We start from the raw sequence: 10900 nt of genomic DNA on the forward strand, positions 1-10900 counted from the left end.
CCCTTCCTTTGTAAACGAATGTAAGACTGTTCATGTTGACAAAATTGCTAATATTTTTAGTAAAAATGAAACGTGGCAAATACGTGTTTTTGAAAAGGGGGCGGGGAGGGGGAGGGCTTTGCCATCGTCGTCGTTCGCTCACTCTCTATATCTCAAAATGATTTAGCCATTTACTAAGATACTTGGATAACGGCGACAAAAAATGTTGTTACCTCATCAATTGCTGAGGAAGACTCTGACTTTCGTAGAAGTGACGTTAGGTATACAGTTACGGTAACTGAAGCTGCCTTTAACAATGTTCGGAATATTGCGGTTTCAAAGAGTAACAAATCTTATGATTTGAATGATTATAATTGTACTGACTATGCGATAGATGTTTTTAATGGGGCACTTGGTGCTGGAAATCCATTGGTAGTGCCTGATAGTCCTGTTGGTTTTACTACACCAGCAGGATTATACGGAAAACTGAGTGCAATGAAGAATGCTGGTGCCTCCGGTGTTTCCTTGATTCAAACAAGGGCTCCGGCTAGTACCCCTGCATGTAACTAAATTAAAAATTATGAAAAAAAAGACAATCATCATATTCGTGTTAAGTGTTTTATTATTTCCGAATCTGCCTGTGGTTAATAAATATATTGCCCATAAACTCGATGAAAACCATTTTAAATATGCCAACTTAGATGGATCCTTTATTGCAACGCAAAGTTTTTCCTTTAAAAGTCCCGGGTTTTCAACTTTCGGATTTGAGCAGTTTATAAAAGAAACCGATCCGGCTCCAGAAAATCAAATACTTTATCGGTTGTACAAAATAAATCCATTGTGTTTTTGGCGCTGGAATAACTATATTCAAAATGGACGACATTTTGAATATATGGACGGGAAAATCATTAAGAAGAATATGGAAGAAAGAGGGGTAGATACCAAGGAGCTAATGTAGAAATCAGGCTTTTCGGAAAGAACAGACTGAAAAAAGGAGTGGATACTCAGCTGTCACGGCAAGAGTTCCAGCAGGTTTTTGATAAGATAGGTCAACTAAAACTTATTTTTGGATATAAGCGAAAAGGGATTGTAAAGCGAACGCTATGACACGGTTTGCTTTATCACAGCTTCAACAGCCATTTATAGGCTTCCAATGGATACAAAAAGGGACCATAGCGTTAATAAATTTTGTCCAGCCAATGGATGATATTTAATAAAAATTGTGCATTCTGCCCTGCACTGGGATGGTTCATCCCCCTTTTTTCACTTTTTATGCCCTGAAGTTGTGCTGAGAAGGGTGCGCCGTCTCCAAACATGACGATCCGACCCTTGCCAAATTTGAGATAAGCGCCATTAACCAGTCCCATACCTGAGATATAGGGAACGGTATCTACTACTCTTCTTTTGATCTGGGAGACATCACTGGGCAGGTATATCCTATAATTTTCGCCAAGTACGGTAATAGCCTTGGCATGTGACGGAGCGATAAAACCCGTTCCGCCCCAGCACATGACGCTGTCGATTTCCATCCCGGGATGGGCGGTGATCTCGCTCGGCAAAAGTGTCTTTTTTTTCTTCGAGAACACTTCCGGCAGACCATCCCTGCGGATGGCAAATCCGTTCAATATGTTGATCCCGAACCTTTCTGCCAGCTCGCTGACAGAGCCTCCACAGGGCATATGATCTGTAACTAAGAACAAACTGCCGCCATTGGCAACCCAGTCGGAAAGATCTTTTATTTCCTGCCTGGAGAAGGCCGATCGCGCCGGCAGGTTCCAGTCTTCCAGGTCGTACATGGCATTAACCGTTACATAGACCCTAGCTTTTTTCAGTACTTGAGAAGTCACCTTTTCCTTGCTTGCCACTACTGTATAGCCGTCTGCTGTAAGCAATTTACGGAATGCAGAATATGCACCTTTTAAAGTCGAAGCATTATTGTGTGCCTCGTCGAATAATATCAGTGGGCCATTTCCTAAACTATATTTGGGATCAATAATCGGGTAGCTGAAATTTTCGTCAGATACCTGCTGCCCGACACCTACATTGGCCCAAAGAGCGAACAAAATCAGAAGCGAAAAAGGTGCTGATTTTGAAAATATAGTACTTAACAATAGTTTCATCATGTTTGAATAGATTGGTCTTGAGTCAGAGACAATTTCGCTGCCTACTTTTAGTGTTAATTTTACTTCGATATTTTCCATATATCATTTTCAAAACAGATGACCTTTGTTACCTCTCCGTCTGTCAGTTCGAAAGTCAGTGGGAACGTACCATCCGCATTTAGGAAAAAGGTTTCCGATCTGGGTGTAAAGGAAGTTTCCTTATTGTCCCATAGCTGTTTTATTGTCAGCCCGTTTTCCACAGCCCGCACTTCCATCTTAAGGTTATTGTCATCTTCCAGTACGTAGGTTCCTTGGAGCCTTTTGAGCTGGGCGTCCGATAAACTTCTGACGATTGTAGGATTGAACGTAACTTTTGATACGACTATCCTTCCCAATAATTTTGCTTTGGTAAAATGGCCGTCATTGTCCTTGAGAAATTCGATCGTGTGCCCCTCCTTCTCTGACTCAAAAAATGTTTCATTTATTTGACTCAGTTGGTATTCTTTGTCATCCCAAAGCTGTTTTGCTATCAGAACTCCATCTTTCAGACTGAATTCGATAAAGGCGACTTTGTTGGGGAATTGATAAAATCCCACGAACTCTTCCTTTGCTCCAGAGCGCAGCCTCTCATCTTTTAGATTGGAACTTGACATGACGGAAGCCTGTGCAAAACAGTTCACCGTAAATAAAAAGGTGCCGAGCATGAAGCTGCAGATGACTGCCCCAAATTTTGTCGGAGCTGCCCACAAGACTGATTTCATTGTTTTCATAATTATCTTTTTTGAAACAATGATAGGGCTTTAATGGCCTGCACCAGTTCGTTTGGATGCAGATGAACTTATTTAGTGCCCGTTTCTTTTGAATTTGCTCTGATATATTCTTTTGGTGTTAGTCCTGTCGTTTTTTTAAATGTCGTATAAAAAGTTGTTTTCGAATTAAAACCCGCCATGATAGCCACACCGAGCATATCCAGGTGCTTGGTATTATCCGACAACAGAAGTACTTTCGCTTCTTCGGTACGAAGCTCATTGATAAACTGGTAAAAGTTCTTTCCCAGCCCATTATTCAACACATAGGAAAGTTCGTGGGCGTTGATACCTAGTTGAGCTGACAGTGCAGATAGTGTCAGCGTAGGATCAAGATATATTTTTTTTGATACAGTATCTGTCAATACGATATCCCTGAGCGCAGTGACCTGTTCTGCGGTGAGTCGTTCATGGGGCTCTCTTTTGGTTGATATTTCGGTATCGTCAGGTTGCTGGTATAGCTCGACGGAATAGATGGACTTTTGGGTCAGTGTTGAGTACGCCAAAGGGATAACTCCAAAAAAATACAGAATTGGTGTAAAGCTTGCTGAATGAATATTCGATAGGCCCCAAAGGCGGATCAGGATCAGCAGAAGTACGGATATCAATAGATACTTTAGCCATACCAGGTCAATTTTTTCTGTAAAGGAGGCCAGCTTCCTTATATTCTTTTGGTGCCGACGGAACAAGGAGAAACAAACGACCCAATAAAAGACTATCTGGACAAAGAAAAAGTACCTAATGGTAAAACGCATCCAGTGCGGTAGCTGGGGGATACGATTTTCGTAATCAAAGAGAACCGGCATAAGATAGACGATGGAAAACAACAGGAACAGCAGAAAGGGCACGAAGTGGAAAATCCAGTCCTTGACCGAAGAAGAAGGTGAAGTATAATGCCGGACCGCCATAAACAGACAGGGAAACATTGCCCATCGGGGAAGCTCGAGCAGGTGGACTAAAAAACTTCCTCCGATGCCAAACTCTTCCAAAAAAAGTTGCGCAAAGGTGCAGGCAAGAATAACATAGAATAGCCCGAGCCATCGATTGGCCCGGGAATTCGTTTTATCGGGCTTGAATAAGAGCATGGCTCCCAATAAGATCAGGGCACCCGAAGAAAAAGCGTAGAATGCAGCAAAGGTGTTTATTTGAGACATTGAATACGTTGGACGGTTTACGTAAATTTAGGCTATTTATTTTGAATCTATGAATTACATCAGCCAGACGGGGACGCCGATCCAGCCATGCACGGCAAAAAGCACGACAAGGTAGAAGAGGAAAATGGTGTTGAATGCAAGTGCGATCTTTATCCATTTTTTTCCTATTTTCATCCAGCGCCTATATAATAGGTAGGCCGCCAAAGCAACGCTGATTCCCAAAAAGAGCATCCCTGCGAAAATGGAAATGCTTGTCATGTTCATATAGGTTAACAGTTCCTTGCTTACAGCTTCAGTCTTTCCCAACAGACGAAAAGAAACAAAAAATGCGATCATTCCAAGGCTGGGCAGAAGTACCAAGCAGAGGTCCATAAGACTTATTTTACGTAGCAGTGCCATTGGTATACCCACAACCGTGTATATCATGGAAAGTAGTGCAGCGATCAGGCCCAGGTAAATAAGTGTCTTCTGCAGCAGGATAGGAGCGTAGGGAGCCTTCCTATAGAAACCGTTGCCATATCCATGGAAGAAAGGCCTGCCGTCATCGTCAGTTCCAACAATCACTGAGGGGATGATATCGCCTTTGACCCGGAAGATCTTATTACCCATATGGATCAATGAATCGATCCGACCATGCCCTCTATCAACGATTAGTTTGTCACCAGCTATAGAAAGGAGACGTATTCCTCCAAAAATTCTTTTGTGGAACTCCCAGCGTTCATTTTTTGGATTTAAAAATTGATAATATCCCAGCATCGGTTCTATCTCGTGGCCATCTAGCTCAACGCTGCTCAGTGTTGGAGCGGAAACGTCCTGCGTCAGATACTCTTCGATGACCCGTGATACCGGATATAGGTTGACATTGGCGTTGGCAGAGATGGCATAGGCAATGCCCTTTTGCCGGTTGAAAAAAATCCACGATACTATCCCTTCTCCTTTACCGTTATGCCCCCTCAACGGTATCTTTTTATTGTTGGGAAAAAGATCATTACCCAAAGCATATCCCGTTTGCAGTCCTCTTTTGCTCGCCAGCGTGCTGTGCACTTTTTCCATCTCATCGAGATCTTCGGGTTTAAGAACGTTGCTATTTTCGTCGGCGGTGAGTAGATAATGCAGGAACCTGGACATGTCCGAGGCGTCTGAGACCAGGGCGCTGCTGGCACCGTTGGAACTTGGCCCATAAAGCGGGAGAGGCCTAAATATGCCAGCGCTAAAATCATAACCTTTCGCAAAAGAAACCTGGCTGTTGCCGCTTAGGTCAAAAGTAGTGTGCTGCATGCCAAGTGGATTAAGTAGTTTTAACTTTAAAAACTCATTCCATGGTCTTTTGGAAATTTTTTCTATGATATAACCCAGAATATTATATCCGGGGTTTGAGTATGATGCCCTTTCTCCCGGTTTCCATCGGGAGGTAAATGAACTCTTTACCGAGCGGATGGCATCTATTCCTTTTTGCGGTATTCGCTCGATATTGACCATTTTGCTCACATGGATATCTTCGAAGCCTGATGTATGTTCCAATAAATGGACGATCCGGACTGGATTAGTCGATTCCCAGGGATTAGTAAATGGAATTTCTGGGGCTATATCGTGCAACCTATCGTTGAGGTCCAACCTACCCTCGGATATCAATATTTGGATGCCCATAGCGACGAAAAATTTTGTAACGGATGCCAGATGGAACTGCGTATTTGCATTGACCATGATTTTTTGCTCCAGGTCGGCGTATCCCAATCCCCCCGAAAAGAGGATGCCGTCTTTCCTAACGATCGAAATCATCAGCCCGGGAATGTGTTCCTTGTCTAACACCGTGTCGAGCTTTTTCAGTAAACGCTGCATTTCAGGGTCCGAAGAACTGTCGTGATGGGTAAGGGCCTTAGATAAGTTGCACGATAAGACCGTAAACAGGAGGGCAAGGAATGTAGTTATGTTCGTTCTCATTATTGGTTTTTCTGCCAAAATAAACACGTACAGCAGTGTTCGGGTTCGGATCTATCCAGACGAACTAAACAACAAGATTTCTCACAGCGACAGCCAGAAGCAAGATGAGTCTTTAAAGAGCTTACATCGTGCTACAACCCTAAGGCCTGCCGTCGGTCATGATCTCCGTACCTTACCGTTGGAATTTCTAGCGGCCTCTTTTTATTCCTTAGAATTAATGTATGACTTCCTAGTTTGCTGTGGATATAAAATCTCCATCCGTCTTGAGTATACTCGTTCTGTTTGCCGGCAGATTCTGTGTCCAGTATTTTTGCAGTTATGCCGGTTATTTCGGAGAGTTTCGCTAATGCTGGGATTAGTATATCTTGCTCTTTTATGTGTGTTTTGAAGTTGATCGATTAATTTGTCCAAAATTTCCTTGCGTTCACGGAACATGAACGCGTTAGTTAATTGAACATCGAATTGCGAGAATCATATATGAAGATACTGATATATTTTGTTGGAGCAGAGATATTGTGAAAGGACGCTCAGGATATAATTAAGTGTAAAAGTTAAGACCTGATCTGACAGTCGGGCAATTTTGTTAGATTCTCAAATTTGGATTTTCTAAGCCATGATTTCCTGGAATGGGCAAATAATTGGAGGTGGACTTTAGTCCCCGTTGACCATTCCAGTCGGCCGGATTATCGTTGACGGGTTGCTCCCCAGCAGAGCCCGTTTCCATTCATCTGACAGGGGCAAAGATACAACATTCTGACAATGATCGGACAGCATCTTTTCTTTTGTAAGATGCATGCTGTCTTTCCATGTCTGCATCGGCGTCTTTCCGTAACAATGCTTTCATTATTGATGAAATCTGAACTTGCGTAAAAAGATTATTTTTTTTGTAGCCCCTAAAAAAATACATAGGCTTTTTATACACGTTGCCGTGAAGATTGCCAATTCGTTTGAAGTCAATTTTGCAATAATCTTTAATGAATTTGATTTGGTTAAGTATGCCACTGCTCTGCCCGTTGTGAAAATTACCTTACCATACGGGCGGCTTTGCACGTTTATTTATCTATAAATTCTTTTTTATTTCTTCTTATAAAACCTACTTGAATTTGCTGTAGATTTTCGGTCTGATAAAGTTCATAAAATTCATCGTCATATTTGTTTAAAGGATTGTCGTCATATGATTTACTGAAACCTTCTATCGTACCGTCTTGATGTTGAGTTATTTTAGATTTTTCCTGTTCAAAGGTTTCATTGGCTCTATTGGTCAAGTCAGCAAATTTATTCGCACCAACAAGTTCTAACGCGTCTGACAAATGTTTATAAAACTGTGCACTCGAATTAGAGTAAAACTGATTGTAACCACCATTGTTTACTTCTGCTTCCAATGCCCATATCATATAAATTGCTTGTCTTGATTTGTTCCAAGACATCACTGTTTCATATTCTTTTTCATAGTCCGTCGACTGTTTTTCAGAAAGGTTATCAAACACTACTTGTAATAAGTTATCATCTGGAGTACTGTCAATAATTTGCTCTGTCAACTCTTTATGAATTGGTCTATTTTTAAATGCTTCTATTGATTGTGAAAGTCGTTCTTCTACTTCTTTGCTAAGTCCACTATTATTATCATTTGTCCGTCTTGAACAGGCAAACAAGTTTAGAATTGTCGCTATTAGTCCCATTATTATAATCCGTCTTACCATTGGTGTGTCGTTTAGCATGATCACTAACTACCATTTACGGCAACTCGTTACGCGCAATGGTCCCTAAATCCATGTTCTATAAAAATAGCCATCTCGGTCAATAAAATAGTCAATCATAAATCTAACAAAAGTATTTCACAAATTAAAGTCTATCATCAATTCACACTAGTAATTTTGATTTCATTAAAGATATTCAAAAGGAGAGGAGAAATCATACGGAAAAACGTAATGAAGTTACGCAGTCTTGGGAATATTAGGGACACATTTCTATAAACAGGTCGCTATAGGGTCTATTCGTCTACGGTCGATTAACTTCTGACGATGATCGGGTAATAAGTTGATACAGGTATTAGGTTGAGCATATATTGTTGTTCAAAAAGTTTATCAATTTTATCTGAAAGCAGGCTTGATACGTAATATTTCCGTCCTTGGAGCGTGTTGATCTCCAAGTAAAAATAGTCTTCAAAAGAAAATGACTGTAAGCCAATGTTTGAAAACTTTGTGGGAGATTTATATACCAGCATAGTACTGATTTCTTTAACGTCAATCGAAGTTAATTTTCCGTTGTCGTATAATTCTATCCGATCTTTTAATAGCGTAAGTGCTTTGGCGTCTTGTGTATAGTGGTTTACGTGTATCAATAGGAGAGGGACAATAAGTGTTACAAATATAAAAATCAAAAGCACTGTCATTCCTGTGCTCGGGCGCCACTCTACGGCCCATAACAGAAATATAATCATTCCGCCGTAGAATAGAAGTATCCACAGCTTTTTAAGATGTTTCCGGTATTGTGCAACAAAAAAGTGAAAGAGAAGCGATGGAATTGGTAATATCTAAAGCAGTATGTTATCTAGAGCACGGGTGGCTGAATAAATATAAAGAATATTATTTAGCTCGGTGTTCATTACACTTTTTTTATTATATTTGATAATCAGTGTTTTGTAATAAATCAATTGTAGAACCGCACAATATATTGTTTGTTTCATTTTTAGCACTATATTTGTACTTAACTTATATATTAAGTTGTTTGTCAGTATAAAAAGGCTCGGACGATTATCCTTTGAGAAGGTGTACTATTATACAGTACAGAAGGAAGACGTGGCTCAAAGTGAGTTTGAAGATTTTTTGACACGTATGGAGGGTTGTCCGGACTATGCTGAACAACTTGGTGAAATTTTGCAGTTCATTAAGGAAATAGGAGAGAAGCATGGTGCACGAGAAGCACACTTTAAACACGAACGTGCTGCAGATGCCCTGCCTCCGCCATATTATATACAGCCGGGGAAGCCAAACAAATTTGGGCTGCGGTTGTATTGTATACGGCTGAGCGAGGAAGTGGTTATACTGCTCAATGGAGACCTTAAGACAAAAAATAATCCAGAGGAGTGTCCCAATTGTAGAAAGCATTTTCGGTTTGCCAACAGTTTAGCGCGCAAGCTTGATGAAGCCATAAAAAATAGAGAAGTGATATTGGTGGATAGGGAATTGCAGTTCGATGATGATTTTGAGATAGAACTTTAAATCGACTTAAAATTTTTAATATAAAAAATGAAAACGCCACAAGTAATAGATGATTTGAATCTGTTTGATAAGATTTTAGAGAATACAAGTAAGGAATCTAAACTCTTCGTGTCACGTTCATTAGCTATTGCTAACCAGATTCTTGTTCTCCTGGATAAAAAAGGATTAAAACAAAAAGATCTTGCAAACATGTTAAACAAGAAAGAGGCCGAAATCAGCAGATGGCTTACGGGTTTCCATAATTTTACAGTGAAATCAATAGCTAAGATAGAGGCTGCACTCGGGGAGCAGATTATCTATACTGCTCAGGAATCCCAAGAGGAAGTATCAAAGGCTGTTCATGCGTTGACGATAAAAACACCTGTGTTTGAAAGAGCTAATAATCCAATGCAGACGAAAGATTTCGTTTCAGCAGGGAGTATGCGCGCTACAACGTCTTTATATGTGCTGCAAAGGAAAACAAACAAGGAGAAATTTTCAGAAGAAGTGATTTATATTGAAACCGCAAGTTAAGCAGTTAATATGTCGAAGACGAATAGCATAGATCCAGATAGAATTCAGCTTTTAGAAGTTAAGACGGTAAAAGGCAACATTGATGTGGGCGACGATCTTGATAATTGCCCGCTTGCTGGTTTTAAAACTGATTTTGATGTAAAGAGCATGTTCCGCCTTGAAGATCAGCTTGTACGATTTCTCTTTACGGCACGTTTCCATGGCTTAAGTAAAGACGAGAAACCGTTACCTTTAACGGCGGAATTTACGTTTGATTTTTTATTTAAGGTTGAGGGGCTTGAAGAATATGTTGTTGACCCTGACAAAAAGAAAGATCAATTCCGTGTCTCATCTGTTTTGGGGCACACATTGATCGCTATTATCTATTCTACAGCTCGTGGCATTATCTTAACGCGTACACAGGGGACCGTGGTTAAAGACGGTATACTCTTACCCGTAATTAATACCCAGAAATTGTTGAATTTGACTGGTAAGGCTAACGATAAGGGATAGCTGTCTTCTTAATATTAGATGCCGACAATTTCTGCTGAGCATCGATTAATATAATATTTTCCGCACTGTCTAGATTCAATTCTCGTAGCACTGTCGTGAGATGCAGGTATTCCATTTGACTAAAGTAAAGAATCGCTATGACAGCCTTATCAGTATCATTAGCCTTTTTATAGACTTCTACCTGATGCTGTAGATTCTGCTTTAATTTAGTACTTTTCGCTAATTTAAATTCTATAACTGTTTTGTCTTTCGAGCCGCGTGATACAGTAAAATCTACTGGTCCTCGTCCGTTATTTACTTCTGCATTAATATCCCACGCAGACCCTTCTTTGACGAACTGGAAAAGCAACTGAAACATAGCCTCATTTTGGTTTTCTTGCATCTTGAAAACTTTGAAACCACCTTTATCTTCTATAACAGATTTTAATACTTTTACGCGATATATGGCTTCTTCGTAGGAGCTTTGAATATCTCTGCCAGCTGAAGAGTTTATTAGTTGTTTGACTTCACCCTTTAATATTGATAGCTCCTCTATGATGCGATTAGTTTCTACTTCTCTCTGATTTGAAGTATCACCATGCTTAAAAAAGGATGGGGTGTCTATTTCGGTGATACTGGGCCAGTGATTTCGGTGATATTGGGCCAATTATTTCGCTAGTCATTGGGCCACTTTCCGATTACAATAATATATA

At 40.4% G+C, this 10900-nt stretch carries 11 protein-coding genes; 4 read left to right on the forward strand and 7 right to left on the reverse strand.

Annotated features, from left to right (window positions below; all coding sequences use genetic code 11):
• The first annotated feature begins 559 nt into the window (after positions 1–559).
• On the forward strand, positions 560–937 hold the full coding sequence (locus BC792_RS18015; RefSeq protein WP_148910411.1) for a hypothetical protein: 378 nt from the start codon (positions 560–562) through the stop codon (positions 935–937).
• Positions 938–1157: 220 nt separating this feature from the next.
• Here the strand turns inward: BC792_RS18015 and BC792_RS18020 are convergent, their stop codons facing one another.
• From BC792_RS18020 to BC792_RS18050, 6 genes are all read right to left on the reverse strand, one after another.
• The gene (locus BC792_RS18020; protein ID WP_148910412.1) at positions 1158–2102 is read right to left on the reverse strand and encodes a DUF4350 domain-containing protein; all 945 of its coding nucleotides are present in this window, start codon (positions 2100–2102) and stop codon (positions 1158–1160) included.
• A 59-nt stretch (positions 2103–2161) separates the two neighbouring features.
• Positions 2162–2851: a hypothetical protein gene (locus BC792_RS18025; RefSeq protein ID WP_148910413.1), complete on the reverse strand. Its 690-nt coding sequence runs from the start codon at positions 2849–2851 to the stop codon at positions 2162–2164.
• A gap of 68 nt (positions 2852–2919) precedes the next feature.
• A complete protein-coding gene (locus BC792_RS18030; protein ID WP_148910414.1) occupies positions 2920–4041 on the reverse strand; it encodes a helix-turn-helix domain-containing protein in 1122 nt (373 codons plus the stop codon).
• Between the two features lie 54 nt (positions 4042–4095).
• On the reverse strand, positions 4096–5982 hold the full coding sequence (locus tag BC792_RS18035; RefSeq protein ID WP_148910415.1) for a serine hydrolase domain-containing protein: 1887 nt from the start codon (positions 5980–5982) through the stop codon (positions 4096–4098).
• Between the two features lie 1052 nt (positions 5983–7034).
• Complete coding sequence (locus BC792_RS18045; RefSeq protein ID WP_148910416.1) at positions 7035–7682, reverse strand: DMP19 family protein; 648 nt, start codon at positions 7680–7682, stop codon at positions 7035–7037.
• Positions 7683–7990: 308 nt separating this feature from the next.
• Complete coding sequence (locus BC792_RS18050; RefSeq protein WP_482240271.1) at positions 7991–8515, reverse strand: PH domain-containing protein; 525 nt, start codon at positions 8513–8515, stop codon at positions 7991–7993.
• A gap of 235 nt (positions 8516–8750) precedes the next feature.
• Here BC792_RS18050 and BC792_RS18055 point away from each other — a divergent pair, with 235 nt between their 5' ends.
• Genes BC792_RS18055 through BC792_RS18065 form a run of 3 tightly spaced genes read left to right on the forward strand, consistent with a single transcriptional unit; the run spans position 8751 to position 10208 of the window.
• Positions 8751–9203, forward strand: coding sequence for a hypothetical protein (locus BC792_RS18055; RefSeq protein ID WP_148910418.1), 453 nt, complete (start codon positions 8751–8753; stop codon positions 9201–9203).
• Between the two features lie 27 nt (positions 9204–9230).
• On the forward strand, positions 9231–9716 hold the full coding sequence (locus BC792_RS18060; protein WP_148910419.1) for a helix-turn-helix domain-containing protein: 486 nt from the start codon (positions 9231–9233) through the stop codon (positions 9714–9716).
• A 9-nt stretch (positions 9717–9725) separates the two neighbouring features.
• Complete coding sequence (locus BC792_RS18065; RefSeq protein WP_148910420.1) at positions 9726–10208, forward strand: hypothetical protein; 483 nt, start codon at positions 9726–9728, stop codon at positions 10206–10208.
• Here the strand turns inward: BC792_RS18065 and BC792_RS18070 are convergent.
• A complete protein-coding gene (locus tag BC792_RS18070) occupies positions 10192–10854 on the reverse strand; it encodes a hypothetical protein (protein WP_148910421.1) in 663 nt (220 codons plus the stop codon). The two genes, BC792_RS18065 and BC792_RS18070, sit on opposite strands and share 17 nt — an antisense overlap.
• Positions 10855–10900: the final 46 nt, after the last annotated feature.

This window comes from Sphingobacterium allocomposti (genome assembly GCF_008124885.1).
GTDB lineage: Bacteria > Bacteroidota > Bacteroidia > Sphingobacteriales > Sphingobacteriaceae > Sphingobacterium > Sphingobacterium allocomposti.

Excerpts from the sequence above, each read along its gene's own strand:
- BC792_RS18035 (WP_148910415.1), bottom strand. The coding sequence starts at position 5,982 with ATGAGAACGAACATAACTACATTCCTTGCCCTCCTGTTTACGGTCTTA.
- BC792_RS18060 (WP_148910419.1), top strand. The coding sequence starts at position 9,231 with ATGAAAACGCCACAAGTAATAGATGATTTGAATCTGTTTGATAAGATT.
- BC792_RS18015 (WP_148910411.1), top strand. The coding sequence starts at position 560 with ATGAAAAAAAAGACAATCATCATATTCGTGTTAAGTGTTTTATTATTT.
- BC792_RS18020 (WP_148910412.1), bottom strand. The coding sequence starts at position 2,102 with ATGATGAAACTATTGTTAAGTACTATATTTTCAAAATCAGCACCTTTT.
- BC792_RS18045 (WP_148910416.1), bottom strand. The coding sequence starts at position 7,682 with ATGGTAAGACGGATTATAATAATGGGACTAATAGCGACAATTCTAAAC.
- BC792_RS18025 (WP_148910413.1), bottom strand. The coding sequence starts at position 2,851 with ATGAAAACAATGAAATCAGTCTTGTGGGCAGCTCCGACAAAATTTGGG.
- BC792_RS18030 (WP_148910414.1), bottom strand. The coding sequence starts at position 4,041 with ATGTCTCAAATAAACACCTTTGCTGCATTCTACGCTTTTTCTTCGGGT.
- BC792_RS18065 (WP_148910420.1), top strand. The coding sequence starts at position 9,726 with ATGTCGAAGACGAATAGCATAGATCCAGATAGAATTCAGCTTTTAGAA.